The sequence below is a fragment of the Gluconacetobacter aggeris genome, from assembly GCF_014174395.1.
GTDB classification, from domain to species: domain Bacteria; phylum Pseudomonadota; class Alphaproteobacteria; order Acetobacterales; family Acetobacteraceae; genus Gluconacetobacter; species Gluconacetobacter aggeris.
The window spans coordinates 220,514-238,481 of the sequence record NZ_JABEQD010000001.1 but is presented as its reverse complement, the minus strand read 5'-3'; the positions used below and the strand labels follow the sequence as shown (position 1 = coordinate 238,481).

13 protein-coding genes are annotated in these 17,968 nt (G+C 67.3%); 5 read left to right on the top strand and 8 right to left on the bottom strand.

What is annotated here, in order from left to right:
* Window positions 1–9: 9 nt before the first annotated feature.
* A complete protein-coding gene (locus tag HLH36_RS01065) occupies window positions 10–2,451 on the bottom strand; it encodes a TonB-dependent receptor (protein WP_246376276.1) in 2,442 nt (813 codons plus the stop codon).
* A 131-nt stretch (window positions 2,452–2,582) separates the two neighbouring features.
* Here HLH36_RS01065 and HLH36_RS01060 point away from each other — a divergent pair, with 131 nt between their 5' ends.
* From HLH36_RS01060 to HLH36_RS01040, 5 genes are all read left to right on the top strand, one after another.
* Entirely contained in the window at window positions 2,583–3,476 is an 894-nt protein-coding gene (locus tag HLH36_RS01060) for a LysR family transcriptional regulator (protein WP_246376274.1), read from the top strand.
* A gap of 114 nt (window positions 3,477–3,590) precedes the next feature.
* Window positions 3,591–5,006 carry a DUF2252 domain-containing protein gene (locus HLH36_RS01055; protein WP_182984660.1) on the top strand — a complete coding sequence of 472 codons (1,416 nt, stop codon included), beginning with the start codon at window positions 3,591–3,593 and terminating at the stop codon, window positions 5,004–5,006.
* 3 nt (window positions 5,007–5,009) lie between these two features.
* Window positions 5,010–6,782: a SulP family inorganic anion transporter gene (locus HLH36_RS01050; RefSeq protein ID WP_182984659.1), complete on the top strand. Its 1,773-nt coding sequence runs from the start codon at window positions 5,010–5,012 to the stop codon at window positions 6,780–6,782.
* Window positions 6,783–6,877: 95 nt separating this feature from the next.
* Window positions 6,878–8,179: a sensor domain-containing diguanylate cyclase gene (locus HLH36_RS01045; protein WP_182984658.1), complete on the top strand. Its 1,302-nt coding sequence runs from the start codon at window positions 6,878–6,880 to the stop codon at window positions 8,177–8,179.
* Between the two features lie 46 nt (window positions 8,180–8,225).
* A complete protein-coding gene (locus HLH36_RS01040) occupies window positions 8,226–9,173 on the top strand; it encodes an EamA family transporter (protein ID WP_182984657.1) in 948 nt (315 codons plus the stop codon).
* Between the two features lie 18 nt (window positions 9,174–9,191).
* Here HLH36_RS01040 and HLH36_RS01035 read toward each other — a convergent pair whose 3' ends face one another.
* The 7 genes from HLH36_RS01035 to HLH36_RS01005 all read right to left on the bottom strand — a co-directional run bounded on the left by HLH36_RS01035 (window position 9,192) and on the right by HLH36_RS01005 (window position 17,888).
* A complete protein-coding gene (locus HLH36_RS01035; protein WP_182984656.1) occupies window positions 9,192–9,689 on the bottom strand; it encodes a GNAT family N-acetyltransferase in 498 nt (165 codons plus the stop codon).
* A gap of 31 nt (window positions 9,690–9,720) precedes the next feature.
* Entirely contained in the window at window positions 9,721–9,990 is a 270-nt protein-coding gene (locus tag HLH36_RS01030) for a hypothetical protein (protein ID WP_182984655.1), read from the bottom strand.
* A complete protein-coding gene (locus HLH36_RS01025; protein ID WP_182984654.1) occupies window positions 9,987–11,501 on the bottom strand; it encodes a sodium:solute symporter family protein in 1,515 nt (504 codons plus the stop codon). The genes HLH36_RS01030 and HLH36_RS01025 overlap by 4 nt, the downstream gene beginning before the upstream one ends.
* Before the next feature lie 33 nt (window positions 11,502–11,534).
* Entirely contained in the window at window positions 11,535–12,950 is a 1,416-nt protein-coding gene (locus HLH36_RS01020) for an amidase family protein (RefSeq protein ID WP_246376272.1), read from the bottom strand.
* Complete coding sequence (locus HLH36_RS01015) at window positions 12,947–14,317, bottom strand: aminotransferase (RefSeq protein WP_182984653.1); 1,371 nt, start codon at window positions 14,315–14,317, stop codon at window positions 12,947–12,949. Before HLH36_RS01015 ends, HLH36_RS01020 begins: the two co-directional genes overlap by 4 nt.
* A 42-nt stretch (window positions 14,318–14,359) precedes the next feature.
* Window positions 14,360–16,825 carry a TonB-dependent receptor gene (locus HLH36_RS01010; RefSeq protein WP_246376271.1) on the bottom strand — a complete coding sequence of 822 codons (2,466 nt, stop codon included), beginning with the start codon at window positions 16,823–16,825 and terminating at the stop codon, window positions 14,360–14,362.
* Window positions 16,826–17,156: 331 nt separating this feature from the next.
* Window positions 17,157–17,888 (bottom strand): class II aldolase/adducin family protein, encoded by a 732-nt coding sequence (locus HLH36_RS01005; protein WP_275943741.1) that lies wholly within the window; start codon window positions 17,886–17,888, stop codon window positions 17,157–17,159.
* Between the last annotated feature and the right edge of the window lie 80 nt (window positions 17,889–17,968).

Sequence of the window (17,968 nt, the reverse complement as noted above, 5' to 3'; positions counted from 1 at the left end):
TGAATGAAATCAGAAGCCGGTGCTGAGCGAGGCGATGGCGGCCACGCCGCCGGCGCTGAGGTAAAGCGGCGAGGAACCGGCAATGGTGGTGCCGTAAATGCCCCGGGTGGCTTTGGCGTTGGTGGAGATGCTCTGGAACCCGGACAGGTAGTTCCTGGCTCCGATATTGACGACGTTGAGCTGGAACTGCGGATGCTCGGCGAACCACAGTTTGCGCATGCGATAGCCGAGCGTGATGTTGGCGGTCTCGTAGCCGGGGATCTTCTCGTCGTTCATGATCGTGGAATATTGGGAGCCCACGTAATTGAACGCAAAGTTTCCGAAGACCGAACCATCGTCATACGAAATCCCGACCGCGGCCGAGAATTCGGGGCTCTGCACGGCGCGCTTGCCGCGCGTGGGCAGCAGGTCGTTGCCCTTCATGATATTGTTGTCCGTCGTCGCGTGCAGGTACTGGGCAGAGACATAGGGGCTCCAGTGATGCCAGGGGCGCAGGCCGATTTCGCCCTGCGCGCCGCGCGACGTCTTGCCACCCGCCTCGATCGGCGAGGGAAGGGGAATGCCGTTGATATATTGCGACGAGGTAATCTGGTTGTTGGTGATGTTGTAGTTGAACAGCGAAAGGGCGACGTTGACCGTCGAATAGTGGCGATAGCCGATTTCCTCGCCGATCGCATATTCGCCCTTGAGCGACGATTGCTTCGAGGCCGGATTGGGGCTGGAGGTGGAAAAGACCTCGCCATAGACCTGAACGGAGGCAGGCGCGCGGTAGGAGGTCGTTCCGTCGATATAGATCTGGTCGTTGGGCGTGATCTGGTAGCTGGCGGAAAGCTGGGGCAGGGGCTGGGAATAGCTGCCACCGACATTGTAGTGGGTGACGCCGGGGATCAGGTTGGTCGCCCAGCGGGTGATCATCAGATAGCGCAATCCGGCATCCAGCGTCAGCCGGCCTCCCAGAAGCTTCAGCTCGTCATCGATGAAGATCTCGTTCATCTGATGCTTGAAATTCATGTCGAGCGTTCTGTACTCGCGGCCATCGGGAAGGGTGACCATGTATCTGCTATATCGGTTGGCGATGCTGCCGTCATAACCGACGGGCGCGTAGTAGATGGGCTCTTCCAGGGCGATATAGCTGTAGATATATCCGGCGCGGAAAATGTTGGTTCCCGCCTTCCACGTCAGGGCCGCGTTGAGGAATCCCGTCTTCTGCGGGACGGGGTTGATGCTGGAGGCGGTCATGACGCCATGGGTCTGGTAGGGCAGGTTCAGGTCGGGAATGGCCTGGTTCCCGAAATACGATCCCCTGTTCTTTATGGTGACGCCGCCGAAGTAGAATTCGGAATAGTTCATATAGGCAGGCGTGACGTCCAGCGTCGTGGAGCGGCTCAGCTTCAGCTTGATGGGGGCGATCAGCACGGTCGAGCGGCGCTGGTACTGCTGCAGGCCGATCCAGTTCGTATTTCCCGGGAAATATTCCTTCGTATAGTTGAAGGATGTCCCATACTGTTGCCACTGTGCCAGCGTTACGGGGCGATAATTGCCCTGCTGCCAGTTGTCGTAGGAAAAGGTCAGGCCCGCGCTGCTGCCTTCGCCCCAGCTCTTGATAAGTTTCGAATCGACATGATATTTCCTGAAGACGCCCGATCCGCGCCACTGGTCGTTGGTGGTGGAGGAGAAGGAGGCGAATGCCTTGACCCCGCTATGGCCGATCTCGCCCGTGTCGTAGCGGATATATTCCCGCTGCAGGGATTTCGAGCCGAAGCTGAAATCGACCATGCCGCCCCGGTGATCCTGCGGGCCGCGCAGGACGACGGTCACCAGGCTGCCGACATCGTTATAGACCGGCGCGCCGATATCGGGCGCGCCCTGGGCGACCGTGACGGACTGGATGTTGTCGGTATCCACCATCGCCTGTGTATAGGGCGTGTAGTTGATGCTGTCGTTCAGCGGAATTCCTTCATAGACGAAGCCGATTTCCGCCTGCTGCAGGCCACGGATCGACATGGCGGTGTTCGATTGGCCCAGCGGGTCGGTGCTGGCGGAAATGACGCCCGGCAAGGCGGCAATCATGGCGATCGCGTTGCCGGTCGGCGCCTGCTTGGCGATGAAGTCGCGCGTCACCGTGCTTTGCGAGCGTGCCAGGGTCTGCCGCGCCATCAGGCCGCCGCCGGGCGTGGTGTTGGTCACGCCGTTGGCCGTGCGCATGCCGCCGGTGACTGAAACGTCTTCGCCCCTGGCAGCCTGGATACCGGCGGGCAGCTTATGCGCCGCCGCCGCCGCCGCCGGGGCCGTTGCCGTCGCCGCCGCGGCGGTGGCCGGCGTGGCGTGGCGTGAAAGCGGATGAGGGGGCGCGTGCCTGGAATCGTACGGCACGCGGGCCTGCGCCGTGACGGAAATCAGGGTGGTCGAGACAAGGAGCAGGGCAAGGAGGGGGCTGGGCGTGCGGGACAAGGGAAGGTCCTCCTTCTGGCGGAACGGGCGGGCAGGTGAGAATTTTTCCGTCGCATACTGTTTTGATTTCGAAAGGGATCGTCAAATAACGAGTTTTCTGCTTTATTATAAATCTTATGAATATCTCGCGGATGGACCTGAATCTGGCCCAGGTGTTCCTCGCCCTGTGGCATGAGCGCAGCGTCAGTCGCGCGGCGGTGCGGCTGGCCCTGACCCAGCCGGCCGTCAGCGCCTCCCTGCGGCGCCTGCGCGCCCTCTGCGGTGACGAGCTGTTCGTCAGGACGCGCTACGGCATGCAGCCGACCTCCCGGGCGACGACGATGGCATCGGTCCTGGAGGAATGCGTCGATACGCTGCGCGGCGCGCTGGGGCAGCGGGGCGAGTTCAATCCGGCGTTTTCGTCGCGCAGCTTCGTGGTCGGCTGCGATGGCGGCCTGGATTATGCGCTTGGACCGTACCTGATGGCCAAAATCAGGGAGGTGGCGCCCAATGTGACGCTGACGGCCCGGGCCGTTCCGGCCGATACGATGAACCTGACGCTGGAGCGCCGGGAAATCGACCTTGCCGTCACGATCTATCCGTTGACGCGGCCTGATTGCGTCGCGCTGTCCCTGGCGTCATACGGCATGGTGTGCGTGGGGGACCCGGAATTCGTCACTCTGCCCGAGATCCTGCGGCTCGAGGAACTCTGCCAGTGGGATCAGATCCTGATCGAAGGCGCGCGGCAGCACAGCGTGTTCGACCATGCCCTGCGCAATCTGGGATTCAGCCGGACCATCCGCGCGGTGGTGCCGTCTTTCGGGCATCTTCCGTTGTTTCTGCGAAAGGCGCGGACGGTGGCCGTGGTGCCCGAATATATCGCCCATGCGTTTCGCGAGATGACCGGGCTGTGTGTTGCCGGCCTGCCCGATATCGTGGGGCCGCGCGAGATCCGTCTGCTGTCCCCCGTCGCGAACAGGAACGATGCCGGGCTGTGCTGGCTTCAGGGCCTGGTTCTGGACGCGCGGCATGTCTGGTCCGTCTGAAACGAAGGGCCGGGCGGACCGTTCGAAACGACATGATGACGGGTTGCTGGTTGCGGACGAAGGGGCGCGGTTTTCGCACGTGACGGGGGCATTGCGACCTGCAAGGATCGGGAAATGATTGTCTATCCTGCCGATTTCCCGACCCTGAACCGGGCCGCCGCCCTCTCCACCCGGCGCGAACGCCATGCCGGCGGCCGCGCCCTGCGGCATAGCCTGCCGCGCGGCGCCCATGCCGACTGGACGCCGCCGCCCGGCCGCGCCGACCCGGTCGCGATCCTGGAACGGCAGGGGGCGGACCGGATCGCCGGCCTGCTGCCCATCCGCCATCAGCGCATGGCGGCTTCGCCCTTCGCCTTCCTGCGCGGCGCGGCGGCGGTGATGGCGGCGGACCTGGCGCAGACGGTCTGGACCGGCCCGCGCGTGCAGGGCTGCGGCGACTGCCACCTGGCCAATTTCGGCGCCTATGCCTCGCCCGAGGGCGCGCCCGTCTTCGATATCAACGATTTCGACGAAACCCTGCCCGCCCCCTTCGAATGGGACATCAAGCGCCTGGGGGCATCCCTGGTGCTGGCGGGGCAGGAGGCCGGCCTGTCGGACAAGGCGGCGCGCGCGCTGGCCGTTCTGGCGGCACAGGCCTACGCCACCGAGATGGCGCGCCTGGCCCCGCTGACGCCGCTGGAGATCTGGACCAACCGGATCGACCTCGCCGCCGCGATCGCTTCATTCGACGATAAACGGGCGCGGCGGCGCGCGGGGACGCTGCTGGCCGAACGGATGGACAGCGCGCGCCGCCATTTCGGGCTGGTGGCCGACAATGGCGGCACGCCGTCTCTGCGCGAAAAGCCGCCGCTGGTGATGCGCCTGCCCGAGCATGACGAGATCGTGCGCGGCGCCTTCGCCCGCTATGTCGCCACCCAGCCGCCCGAGCGCGCGATCCTGCTGGCGCAGTACCGCCTGCGCGATGTGGTCTTCAAGGTCGTGGGGGTGGGCAGCGTCGGCACGTTCTGCGCCATCGGCCTGTTCACCACCGCCGATGGCGACAGCCTGCTGCTGCAGATCAAGGAGGCACAGGATTCCGTGCTCGCACCCTTCGCCGGGGTCTCGGCCTTCCGCAACCAGGGGCAGCGGGTGGTGGCCGGCCAGCGCATGATGCAGGCGGCGTCGGACGTCTTCCTGGGCTGGACCCACACGCAGGACGAGGCCGAGGATGCGCATCACGATCTCTCGGGCGCCGGCCGGCAATTCTATGTCCGCCGCCTCAAGGATTCCCGCCTGGCCGCCATCGGTACCGAAGTCGCGCAGGATGGGCTGGCCGATTACGCGCCGCTCTGCGGCCGCACGCTGGCCCGCGCCCATGCCCGCACCGGCGATGTGGTGGCGCTGTCGGCCTATCTGGGCCGGGGCCGCGCCTTTGCCGATGCGATCGGCGGCTTCTCGCTGCTCTATGCCGCACAGACCCACCGCGACTGGGCGGCGTTCCGGGCGGCGATCGCCGCCGGGCGCCTGCCGGCGGGGAATGGAGGGGTCTGAATCATGACGGCCGGAACCGGGCCGGGAGACAAGGCCGGGCCGCGAGACGAGGCCGCGCCGCCTGGGGGCCTGCTGGCACGCCTGCGGGCGCAGGGGCCCAAGACGCAGGAGCCCAGGGCGGCGGCGGCCCTGCGCGCGCCCGGCGGGTGGCACGACGCGCTGGCCGGGCTGACGCTGGCCTCGATGAACATTCCGCAGGTCCTGGGCTATGCCGCCATCGCCGGCATGCCGGCGGTCACGGGCCTGTATACGGTGCTGCTGCCGCTGGTGGCCTTCGCCCTGCTGGGGTCGTCGCGGCATCTGGTGGTGGCGGCCGATTCCGCTACCGCCGCCATCATCGCCAGCGGGCTGGCGGGCATGGCGGCGGCGGGCAGCCCGCGCTACGTGGCGCTGGTCGGCGCGGTGGCGTGGCTGGTGGCGTCGTTCCTACTGGGGGCGCGGCTGTTCCGGCTGGGCTTCCTGGCCGATTTCTTCTCGCGTACCGTGCTGGTCGGCTTCCTCACCGGGGTCGGGGTACAGGTCTGCATCGCCATGTCGCGCGACATGCTGGGCGTGGCGGCCCCGGCGCATAATCCGCTGGCGCAACTGCTGCAGGTCGTGCGCGGGCTGCCGGGGGCCAGCGTCCTGTGTGCCGGGCTGTCGCTGCTGGTGGTGGCGCTGATCCTGGCGGGCAGCCGCCTGCTGCCGCGCGCGCCGATGGCGCTGGTCGCGGTGGTGGGCGCCATCGCGGCCAGCCGGGCGCTGGACCTGGCGGGGCACGGGGTGGCGGTCATCGGCCCGATCGCCGGCGGCCTGCCGTCGCTGCGCCCGCCGAACGTGACGTGGAACCAGATGCTGGCCCTGCTGCCGGTCGCGGGCTCCTGCGTGGTGGTGATCATCGCGCAGAGCGCCGCCACCTCGCGCGCCTTCGCCCTGCGCTGTCATGAAGAGGTGGACGAGAACGCCGACATACTGGGCCTGTCCGCCGCCAATGCCGCCGCCGCGCTGACCGGAACCTTCGTGGTCAATGGCAGCCCCACCCAGACGGCGATGGCGCTGCGGGCGGGCGCGCGCAGCCAGCGCGCGCAGCTTGTCTTCGCGCTGGCCACGCTGCTCGTGCTGCTGGTGCTGACCGGGCCGTTGCGCGACCTGCCGCGCTGCGTGCTGTCCGCCATCGTCTTCGCCGTCGCGGCGGGCATGATCGACTGGCGCGGCCTGCTGGATATCCGCCGCGAGAGCCCCGGCGAATTCCAACTGGCCCTGGCCACCGCCGCCGCCGTGGTGGGGGTGGGGGTGGAACAGGGCATTTTCCTGGCGATCGCATTGTCGCTGTTCCGCCATGTCCGCCACAGCTACCGCCCGCACAGCATGGTGCTGCTGGTGGATGACGCCACCGGCATGCTGGAGCCGGTACCGGTCGGCCGGGGCATGCAGACCGAGCCCGGACTGATCATCTATCGGTTCGGCGCCGACCTCTTCTATGCCAACTGCTCCCGTTTCGCGGACGATGCGCGGCTGCTGGCCGACAGCGCGCCCGCCCGGCTGCGCTGCCTGATCGTCGATGCCAGCGCGATCACCGATCTCGATTTCTCGGCCGCCGGCACGCTGCGCGACCTGCTGGCGGAACTGCACGGGCATGGCGTGCGCGTGCTGTTCGGCCGCGTTTCGCCCTATCTGCGTGCCGACATGGACCGGCACCGGATCACGGCGGTCGCCGGAGCGGACGCCTATTTCACCGCCCTGCATCCCGCGATCCGTGCCGGCCGCGCCATCGTCCGGGCGGCGGAGGGGGCCTGATTGTTACCGTAGCCGGACATGGCTGCCACCCGGTTCCCGAGGCGGCCAAGGTCGGCTATGAAAGTTAACGGGGGATGGACGGGGTTTGATGGCGCATGGTGGACGATTTTCATGACGTCATGGCACTGGCGATCGAGGGGAGCGGGACCGGCATATGGGACCGCGACGTCATCGCCGGTACAATCAGGTATTCAGCCGGCTGGGCCGAAATACTCGGCTATGCGCGCGACGAGATCTCGGCACGGGTAGAGGACAGCTACAGCCGCGTGCATCCCGACGATCTGGCCTATGTCCAGGCGACCCTGCAGGATCATTTCGACGGACGCACATCGGTCTACGAGGTCGAGCACCGGCTGCGCTGCAAGGATGGCAACTACAAATGGGTGCTGAGCCGCGGCATGGTCATCAGCCGCGATGAACGGGGCCGGGCGCTGCGCATGGTCGGCACGACCGCCGACATCACGTCCACCCATCTCATGTCCGAGCGGCTGCGGCAGACGACCGACCTGGTTGCCAACCTGACCAACAAGATCCCCGGGCTGATCTTCGAGTCCCGGCGCGCGCCCGACGGCGCGGCCCGCATGACCTATGTCAGTTCCGGCATCGGCGAGATCTTCGGGCTGACGGCCGAAGATGTGGCGATCAGCACCGCGGCGATTCATGATCGTATCCATCCCGACGACCGGGCGATGTATCATGCGTCGCTCGATGCATCCCAACGCGATCTTGTGTCCTGGCAATGCATCTTCCGTGTCGACTTGCCGGTGCGGGGACTTTGCTGGCGGCAGATCGACGCCCGGCCGGCCCGGCTGCCGGATGGCGACACGCTGTGGCACGGGCTGGTGACGGACGTGACCGAGCGCATGGAAATGGAGCAGCAGCTTCACGACCTGGCCCGGCTGGACCATCTGAGCGGCCTGGCAAACCGGCGGGCTTTCCTGGAACGCATGGAAAAGACCTGGTCCGCCCTGGTGCAGGAACGGCACGAGCGGGTGGCGGTGATGATGATCGACGTCGATCATTTCAAATCGATCAACGACCGGTACGGCCACGCGGCGGGCGACGAGGTGATCCGCCATGTCGCCGCCATCATGTGTTCCGTCCTGCGCTCCAACGACATGACCGGGCGCATGGGGGGCGAGGAATTCGCCGTCTGCCTGCCCAATCTCGGCATGGAGGAAGCCGGCCGCATCGGCGACCGCCTGCGGGCCGAGATCGCGGACACGCAGGCCTGGTTCGAGGACATTGCCATTTCGCTGACGGTCAGCATCGGCATTGCCCCGATGCTGCCCACCGACAGGAACGGCGAGCAGGTTCTGGCGCGGGCGGACAAGGCTTTGTACGCGGCCAAGCAGGCGGGCCGAAACCGGCTGGCCTTCGCCGAGAACGCGGACTGAGCGGCGGCATGGGGCAGTGTTGCAGGCGGCATGCCGGGGGCGGGTCGTGACGACCGGACTCGGGGCAGGGCTGGGATACGGCGTGGCGGCCGGTGCGTTCTGGGGGCTGGCGTTCCTGGCACCGGCGCTGGCGGGCGATTTCACGCCGGTGCAGATCTCGATCGGCCGTTATCTGGCCTATGGCGCGTTCTCGCTGCTGGCGCTGGCGCCGCGCTGGCCGACGGTGCGCGCGATGGTCGGGGCGCGGGAAATCCGGGCCCTGTTCGTGCTCGGCCTGCTGGGCAACATCCTCTATTACGTGCTGCTGTCCTATGCGGTGCGGCTGGGCGGGATCGCCGCCACCTCGCTGATCATCGGCCTGCTGCCGACGGTGCTGACGCTGATCGGCAGCCGTGACGACGGCGCTGTGTCGCTGGGGCGGCTCGCGCCCTCGCTGCTGTTCAGCCTGGCGGCGATAGGCTGTATCGGCTGGGGGACGATCGGCATGGCTGGCCCGGCGCCGGGGGCGTCCCTGCTGGGCTGGCTGTGCGCCCTGGGCGCGATGCTGTCCTGGGCGGCCTATGCCGTCAGCAACCAGCGCTGGCTGGCGCGGCTGGGCCACATCTCGGCACAGGACTGGAACCTGCTGACCGGGGTCGCCACCTTCATCCTGGCGGTGCTGGCCGCGGGGCCGGCCTTCCTGCTCGGGGTGCCGGGCACGCCCGGCGGATGGGACTGGACGCGGTTCGTGGCCGTGGCGGCCGGCAGCGGCCTCCTGGTGTCGATCGTGGGCAATGCCTTCTGGAACCGCATGAGCCGCCTGCTGCCGCTGACGCTGGCGGGACAGATGATCCTGTTCGAAACCCTGTTCGCGCTTCTCTACGGTTTCCTGTGGGACCAGCGCCTGCCGACGGCGCTCGAAATCGCGGCGATGCTGCTGGTCTGCGCCAGCGTGCTATCCGGCATGGCCGTCCACCGTCCGGCCGCCGGCATGCCAGCTCCCGAACCATCCTGATATTTCAAAGGCTTCTTTTCAAACAGCCTGATCGTCCAGTTGGCGGTACATCACATGACAGTCCACCGGCCCCAGCGTGGCGTGGCGATAGGCGCCGGGCAGGGTGCCGACGATCAGGAATCCATGCCGGCGCCATAGCCGCACCGCAACCTGGTTGCTGGCCACCACCATGTTGAACTGCATGGCGGCAAATCCCATCCGCGCGGCCTCGGCCAGCGAATGCGCGCACAGCGCGGCCGCCACACCCTGCCCGCGCGCCGCCGGCGCCACGATATAGCCGGCATTGCAGACATGGTCGCCCGGCCCGGCGGCATTGGGCTTGATGTAGTAGCTGCCCAGAATGGCCCCATCGCGCTCGGCGACGAAGGTGGCGCGCGGCGCCTCGCCCCACAGGGCCCAGCCCGCCGCGCGGTCCAGTTCGGGGTCCAGCGCATAGGTTTCGCGCGCGCGGGCAATGTCGCGCAGGACGGGCCAGACCGCATCGAAATCGGCCGGGATCATGGGGCGGATCAGCATGGTCTTCCATCGCGCCCTTTCCCCCCGGGCGTCAAGGCGGGGCGGGCGGTTCGTCTCCCCTCCGCTCGGGCAGGCGGCAGGTAGCGAAATAGCCGCGTTTCTCGTCGTCGCGATAGGCGGCCAGCAGGCAGAGGACGATCGACAGGCCCAGCACCGCAAAATAGACGATCGAGCCCGGCAGACCCGGCAGGACCGGGGCGGCGGTGCCCAGCGCCAGATAGACCGGCGGCAGCAGGGCGGCGGCCAGATTGCCGATCATCCACGCCACGACCAGGGTGGCGCGGGGGCGGGCGGGGCTCATGCGGCGTCTCCCTGCGCCAGGGCGATGGGGGGCGCGGTGTCACGCCGGCTGGTATCGGCGCCGGCAAACAGCCGGGCCACGCGCCGGGTCTCGGCCGCCGGATGGGGGGCCAGAAGCGACAGGGCGACATAGGTGGCGGCATTGACCGCCAGCCCGATCACGCCCGAACTCAGCCCCCCGACATGGGCCGCCGCGCCGTGGAAGACTGTTTCCAGCACGATGGCGGTGGCAAAGCCCGCGACCATGCCGGCGATGCCGGCGGCGGCGGTGCCCCGGCGCCAGAACAGCCCGCCATATTGCGCGACCGCAACCTGGATGATCCCCTGATAGGACAGCAGCGCCAGCATCGATAGATGCGCGATGGGCAGGCAGGCGATCCCGGCCGCCAGCGCGGTGGCGACGACCATGGTTCCCTTCGCCGTCAGGATCGACGTCCGGTAGGGCAGGGTCCGCCCCGCGCCCACGATGTCGTTGGCCACCTGCGTGCCCATGGCCTGGATGATGGCATCCACCCCGCCCATCGTCGCCGCCAGCATCACCGTGCCGGCCAGGCCCAGCCCCACCGGCCCGGCCGCCAGGCGCGCCACCTCGAACCACGCCATGTCCGCCTCGCCATGTAGGCCGGGCAGGGCGGCGGCCATCAGCCCCATCACCACCAGCGCCATCGAGAACAGCATCGACAGCGGCGCGCTGAACACGCCCGCGCGCAGCATGCTGCGCACGCTGTCGGCGGTGTAGAGCCGCACGAAGATCGGCGGCCAGCACCAGCCGCCGAGCGTGCCGGTCAGGATCATCGAGAACAGCGTCAGCGGCCCGCCGTCATTGCCGCCCACGCCCGGCACGCGCAGCATGTGCGCGGGCAGATGGGAAGGCGAGAGGCCCTGGCCGGCCATCCAGGCGATCAGCCCCAGGATCAGCGCCGTGCCGCCGACATAGGCGACGATGCCCTGGTACATGTCGGAAATGACCAGGCCGCGCATGCCCATGCGGATGGTCCAGACCTGCCGCACCAGGATCAGCGCCACGCCGCAGGCCACCGACTGTCCCGCCGTCAGCCGCCCCATCGACAGGGCGGAGAACATCGCGCCCAGCCCTTTGAAGCCCAGCACCAGCCAGGGCATGATCGACAGCACGCTGATGACCGAGGACGTGACCGCCAGCGCCGTGGAATCATAGCGCAGCCGCAGCAGGTCGGCCTGGGTCTTCAGGTCGTTCGCCGCCCCCCACAGCCACACCCGCCGCGCCATCACATACATCAGCAGCACGGTGAGCAGGCTGTAGATCGGCATGTAGAAGGCCACCACCCCGCTGCCCAGCGCCATGCCGGTCAGCGACAGCAGGATGCCGCCGGGCCACCAGCTATTCAGGAACGACATGGATTGCAGCCACGCCCCGTACGACCGGCCGCCGACCGCGTAATCCGAGAACGAGCGGTCCTTGCGGTAACTGGCCTGCAGCAGCACCACCAGCCCGGCGCAGAACAGTCCGACGATTCCGAACGCGATACCCATTGGCGGGCCTCCCCTGTTCCTGCTTGCGTGTCGTCAGTCGCCCAGCCGCTCCACCAGTTGCGACGGCGCGCGGCGCCCTTCCACCAGCAGCCCTTCCAGGGCGTGGCAGACGCGCATGACGGTCACATCGTCCTGCCAGCGGCCGGTCACCTGCACGCCGACCGGCAGGCCCGAGGCCGAGAACCCGGCGGGGAGGGACGCCGCCGGCTGCCCCGTCATGTTGGCCAGGAACGCAAAGCCCCCCCATTCCAGCCAGTCGGGCCAGGACGGGTCGGGCACCGTCTGCCCGGCGGTGAACGGCAGCACCGACACGCTGGGCGACAGCACCACATCCATCGTCTCATGCAGGCGCGCGGCGTCCTGCCGGTAGGTAATGCGCCGCATCTGCGCGTCGATCAGGTCGCCGGTCGCGATGGCCGCGCCCTTGAAGGCCTCGGTGCGGAATTCGGGATCGACCAGCTCCAGCCGTTCGGGCGGCAGGCGGCGCAGCGCCTGCCACGCCCCGGCCTGCCATAAGGTGCGGTAGGTGGGCCGCCAATCCTCGAAATCCGGCACCGGCACCAGGGTCGCGCCCACCAGCTCGGCCAATGCCACGCTGGCGCGGAAGACGGCCCGTACATCCGGGTCGACGGGCAGGCAGCCGTAATCCTCGGCCACGCCCACGCGCAGGCCCGAAAGCGGCAGCGGCCCGGCCAGAAAGGCGCCCGGCGGCGCGGGCGGGAAGCTGTACGGGTCCCTTGGGTGATATCCCTCCATCACCGAAAGCATCAGCGCCGCGTCGGCGACCGAGCGCGCCATCGGTCCGTAATGCGCCATATCGGAATAATGCGGCCCGATCGGCCATTGCGGCACCCGCCCGAAGGTTCCCTTCATGCCGAAGACGCCGCTGAAGCTGGAGGGTACGCGCACCGATCCGCCCCCATCGCTGCCCAGCGCCAGCGGGCCGCAGCCCGACGCCAGCGCCGCCCCGGCGCCGCCGCTGCTGCCGCCGGGGCTGACGGCCGGGTCGTGGGCATTGCGGGTGATGCCGGTCAGCGGGCTGTCGGTCACCGCCTTCCATCCATTCTCGCACGTCGTGGTGCAGGCATAGATGATCGCCCCCGCGGCGCGCAGCCGCGCCACGGACGGGGCATCCTCCGTGGCGGGCGCCTGGCCGATCGACAGGCGCGACCCGCGCCCCAGCACCCAGCCGCGCGTCATGGCGGTGTCCTTGACCGATACCGGAATCCCTTCCAGCGGCCGGGTCGGCAGGCCGGCGCGCCACGCCCGCGCCGACGCGTCGGCGGCGGCCAGGGCCTCGTCGGCATCGACGCGCACGAACGGATTCAGCACCCCCTGCATGGCATCGGCGCGCGCCAGCACCGCGCGGGTCACCTCGACCGGCGACGTATCGCCGGCGGCATACAGCGCCAGCAGGGTCGTGGCGTCGAGATCGCACAGATCGGTCATGGCGTCGCTTCCTTCAGGCAGAGATCGAGCGTGGTGCGCAGGGCCGCGACAATGGCGTCGATTCCCTCGCGGTCGATGATCATCGGCGGGCAAAAGGCCAGCGTGTCCCCCATCGCGCGCGAAATCACGCCCTGCTGTTGCAGCAACTGGGCGGCGCGGCGTCCCAGCGCGCCCGTGGGCCACGCCGCCGGGTCGGCCAGGCGCGCGGGCGTCAGTTCCACCGCCGCCATCAGGCCCACGCCCCGGACTTCGTCGACCAGCCGGTGGTCGGCCAGCGTGGCCAGGCGTTCCTGCATCCAGGCGCCGGCTTCGGCGGCGCGCGCCACCAGGTCGCGCTCGTCGATGATGCGCAGCGTCTCGACCGCCACGGCGGCGGCGACGGGGTGGCCGCCGCCGGTAAAGCCGTGGCCGAACGTGCCGATCGTATGCGTCAGGTCGGCAATCGGCTCGAACATTCGCCCGTTCAGCAGGATGGCGGAAATCGGCAGGTAGGACGACGATAATTGCTTGGACAGCACCATCACGTCCGGGCGGATGCCATAGGTCTCGCAGCCGAACATCCGGCCGGTGCGGCCGAAGCCGCAGATCACTTCGTCGGCGACCAGAAGAATTTCGTATCGTTCCAGAATCGCCTGTATCTTTTCCCAATAGGTGCGCGGCGGCACGATCACGCCGCCCGCGCCCATCACCGGCTCGCCGAAGAAGGCGGCGATGGTCTCCGGGCCTTCCCGCAGGATCAGCTCTTCCAGCTCGGCGGCCAGGCGGGTGGCGAAATCCTCCTCGCTTTCGCCCGGCCGCGCGAAACGGCGGTAATGCGGGGCGGTCAGGTGCAGAAAGCCGGGCAGAGGCAGGTCGAAACCGGTATGATTGGCCGGTATGCCCGTCAGGCTGGCGGCCGCGATGGTGATGCCGTGATAGGCGCGCTGCCGGCTGATGATCTTCTTGCGCTGCGTCTGGCCCAGCGCGTTCGCGCGATACCACAGCATCTTGATGACGGTGTCGTTGGCCTCGGAGCCCGAATTGGTGAAGAACGCCTTGCTCATCGGCACCGGCGCCATCGTCACCAGCCGCTCCGCCAGATCCACCATCGGTCCGTGCCCTTTCTGGCTGAAAGGGTGGTAGTAGGGCAGGCGTTCCATCTGCCGCGTCGCGGCCGCGACCAGCCTGGGCTCGCTGAAACCCAGCCCCACGCTCCACAGGCCCGCCATCGCCTCGATATAGCGGTTGCCCGCCAGGTCGTAGACATGGATGCCCTCGCCCCGGTCGATGATGAGCGGCCCGCTTTGCAGGTTGGCGCGGGCATCGGTCAGCGGGTGCATGACGTAGCGGGCGTCACGCATTTCCGGTGTCATGATATCGTCTGTCATGGGCTGGATGGTTCCTGTCTGTTGCGCACGTCGCCTTCCCCGTCAGAACCCGACCGTGACGGCGCCGGCGATCGCGAAGCCGCCGCCGATCTGGTAGGTCGGGCTCTTGCCCGCGATGGTGGTGCCGCGCAGGCCCGTCATGGTGTGCGCGTTGGATGTCAGGCCCGCCGTCTGGGCGTAGTAGAGATTGTTCCCGATATTCATCAGGTTCAGCTGGATCTGCGGCCGGTACAGCGTGGCGTGGGCGACATGGACATTGGGCAGCCGGTAGCCCAGCGTCACGTCCGACGTCAGATAGCCCGGAATGCTCTCGTCATTCATGAAGGTGCTGTAGCGGCGGCCGATATAGTTCAGGTTGAAATTCCCGAAATACGTGCCGTCATCATAGGCCAGCCCGATCGCGCCGGTGAAGGCGGGCGTGTTCACCGCGATCTTGCCGGCGGTGGGCAGCACGTCATTGCCCACCTTGAAATCATTGTCGGTGGTGGCGTGGACGTACGAGCCCGAGACATAGGGGCTGAAATGATGCCACGGCCGCAGCCCGACCTCGAGCTGCGCGCCACGGATCGTCTGCCCGCCCAGGATGATCGGCGCCGTCACCAGCGATCCGCCGACGAAGGCGGTCGACAGCACGTCGTGATTGACCATGTTGTAGTTGAACAGGGCGGCCGACACATGCACCAGCCCGCTATGGCGATAGCCCAGCTCCTCGCCGATCGCATATTCGGGCTTCATGTCCTGCGGATGGCCCTGGATCGGAATGGGCGAGGCCGCGTCATAGATGTCGATATAGGCTTCGCTGCGGTCGGGCGCCTTGAAGCTGGTGGTGCCGTTGACATAGATCTGGTCGTTGGGCGTGATGTCGAAACTGGCCGAGACCTGCGGCAGCGGTTCGGCATAGTTCGCGCCGTTCTTGTAGGTCGCGGCACCGGGGATCAGGTTGCTGACCCAGCGCTGCATCATGACCTCCTTGAATCCGGCATTCAGTTTCAGACGGTCGTTGAAAGCCGTAAACGTATCCTCGATGAATATGGCGTTCGTCTGCTGGCGGAACACGATGTCCCATCCCGACATCACCTGCCCGTCGGCGGTGGTCACGCCAAAGCGCCCCCAGGCATTGGCCGGCAGGCCCTGCTTGCTGGTCGCGGCGTAATTGGCGCGCTCGGTCATGTCGAGGTAGGAGTACCAGTAGCCGACGCGCAGCGTATTGTGGCCACGGGTCCAGGCCAGGTCCGTCATCAGGCTGAGCGTATGCTGGTGCTGCGGATCGACGACCTCGACCGTCTGCTTGCCGTTGGGGCCGACATCGGGCAGGCTGAGCGGCCCGACCAGATGGGTTCCGTAATAGCTGTTCTTCTGGCTTATGGCTTCGCCATAGTTGGTCCATTTGTCCCAGTTGATGAAATAGGGCGTGGCCGACAGCTTGAACCCGCCGCCCAGATTCAGATGCACCGGCGCGATGATGGACAGCACGTCGTTGCGCAGGCGCGCCAGTTGCCAGTAGCTGCCGACGCCGGGCGCGTAGTTCGTGTTGTAATATAGAGAAGAGGTGCCGAGCTTTTCGAACGCGGCCTTGGTGGGCGTGGCCGAACCGTTGGCGTTGATGCCGGCCGAGGTATAATGCCCCCATAAAAAGGTCAGGCCCGCGCTGTTGCCATGGCCCCATTCCTTGATCGCCTTGGCATCCACATGGTGGCGCATCAGCGAGCCGGGCGTCTGCCAGAACTGGTTGTAGCTCCACGAATAGGACATGAAGGCCCGCACGCCGGTATGGCCGATTTCGCCGGTATCGATCCGGGCGAATTCCTTCTTCATGTTCCAGGTGCCGTAGCTGGATTCCAGCAGGCCGCCGGCGGTGCGTGCCGGATCGCGCAGCGTGGTGCGGATTTCCGCACCCACCGAATAATAGGCCGGACTGCTGATGTCGGGCGAACCCTGTGTCAGCGCCACCGACGATACGTTTTCCATGTCCGGGCTGCCGCCGATGGCATCGGGGCTGAGATAGACGCCGTCGGTCAGCGGCACGCCTTCCACCAGATAGCCGACCTGCGTGTAGTTCAGCCCCCGGACCATGATCCCGCGCGAGATCTGGCCATAGGGATCGGAGCGCGCATAGGACACGCCCGGCATGCTGGCCAGCATGGCCTGCACGGTGGTGTTGGACGGTTTCTTGGCGATGAAGTCGCGCGTGACCTCGCTGCGGGATTTCGGCGCGGTCTGCACCGGCATCATGCCGCCGCCAGGCGTGGTGTTGCGCACGCCGGTGGGGGTGGTGATGCCGCCGGTAACCGAAATGGTCTCGGCCGCCGGCGCGGCACGGGGGGCGGTGCGCGGGGCCGGGCCGGATACGGTGTGGGCAGGCGGCGCGGCCGGGCGCGCATGGCCGGTGGCGGGCGTCGCGGCCTGGGTCGCGGCCCGGCTGTCGGGGGCCGGGGCCCAGATGCCGGTACAGGCGATCATGGTTCCGGAAATCAGCAGCCGTCGTCGGGGAATGATCGGTGATCGCATGACAGGACCTCCTGGGGGCGAAGTATCTGGCCGCATCCGGCCTGCATAGTCTCGTTCCGCGGAATAGTCGGCGAATAGAAAGAAATGACCGTATTGGGCGCGTGTTTCTTTGGATTTATTTAGAAATGGAGAGAAGAGCCATTTCATTACGATTGACGATATCATCGGTCGAGAATGTTTCGGAAGCGACTTTTTCTTCGCGCATGGAAACCAGAAGTTTCCACCCAGCGCATGCGCGCGTCGCGCCGGATCGAAGGTCAGGCGCGGGCGCGATAATCCGGTACGGTACGGATATGGGCGGCGATAACGGGCGCCGCGCGGTGTCGGCCGCTCAGTTTCGATAGTCGGGCTGTTCCCGGTCCAGCTTGCGCCGCAGCGCCGTCCACACCAGCCGGCCCTTGTCGGGCTCGTTCGCGAACTGGGCATGGGTGCGCTCCAGCGTCGCGGCGCCGGGCAGGCTCAGGGGCACGCCGGTCGATTGCGCGGCGATCTGGATGCGGCAGGCCTGCTCCAGATAGTACATGCGATAGAAGGCCTCGGCCACCGTGGCGCCGACGGTCAGCAGCCCGTGATTTTCCAGGATCATCGCCGGATGCGCGCCAAGGTCGCGCACCAGCCGCTCCCGCTCGCCCAGATTGTCGTCGGCGGCGATGCCTTCGTACGCATGGAAGGCGATATGGTCGGTAAATTCCATGCTGATCTGGTTCAGCGGCAGGATGCCCTGCGTCTGGGCCGCGACCGCCATGCCCGCCAGCGTGTGGGTGTGCATCACGCACGCCGCGTCGTGCCGCGCGCGATGGATGGCGGAGTGGATGACGAAACCCGCCGGATTCACCGGAAAGGACAAAGGCTGGGCCGGCTGGCCGTCGGCATCGACCTCGACCAGCGCACTGGCGGTGATTTCCTCGAACAGCCAGCCATACGGATTGACCAGAAAGCGGTTTCCATCGCCGGGCAGGCGCACGGACAGGTGCGTGTAGATCAGGTCGCTCATGCCGAACAGGGCAATCAGCCGGTAGGCCGCCGCCAGGTCTTCGCGCAACTCTTGGTCGTTCATGATCATGGTCCCGGTTCGCTGACGGAAATGCCGGGCCCAGGGTAGAGGGCGAAGCGGCCCGTCGCGAAGGTGACTTCCTGTTCGCG

Coding starts and splice junctions, on each gene's coding strand:
- HLH36_RS01060 (WP_246376274.1), top strand. CDS start 2,583: ATGGACCTGAATCTGGCCCAGGTGTTCCTCGCCCTGTGGCATGAGCGC.
- HLH36_RS01055 (WP_182984660.1), top strand. CDS start 3,591: ATGATTGTCTATCCTGCCGATTTCCCGACCCTGAACCGGGCCGCCGCC.
- HLH36_RS01050 (WP_182984659.1), top strand. CDS start 5,010: ATGACGGCCGGAACCGGGCCGGGAGACAAGGCCGGGCCGCGAGACGAG.
- HLH36_RS01045 (WP_182984658.1), top strand. CDS start 6,878: ATGGTGGACGATTTTCATGACGTCATGGCACTGGCGATCGAGGGGAGC.
- HLH36_RS01035 (WP_182984656.1), bottom strand. CDS start 9,689: ATGCTGATCCGCCCCATGATCCCGGCCGATTTCGATGCGGTCTGGCCC.
- HLH36_RS01030 (WP_182984655.1), bottom strand. CDS start 9,990: ATGAGCCCCGCCCGCCCCCGCGCCACCCTGGTCGTGGCGTGGATGATC.
- HLH36_RS01025 (WP_182984654.1), bottom strand. CDS start 11,501: ATGGGTATCGCGTTCGGAATCGTCGGACTGTTCTGCGCCGGGCTGGTG.
- HLH36_RS01020 (WP_246376272.1), bottom strand. CDS start 12,950: ATGACCGATCTGTGCGATCTCGACGCCACGACCCTGCTGGCGCTGTAT.
- HLH36_RS01015 (WP_182984653.1), bottom strand. CDS start 14,317: ATGACAGACGATATCATGACACCGGAAATGCGTGACGCCCGCTACGTC.
- HLH36_RS01010 (WP_246376271.1), bottom strand. CDS start 16,825: ATGCGATCACCGATCATTCCCCGACGACGGCTGCTGATTTCCGGAACC.
- HLH36_RS01005 (WP_275943741.1), bottom strand. CDS start 17,888: ATGATCATGAACGACCAAGAGTTGCGCGAAGACCTGGCGGCGGCCTAC.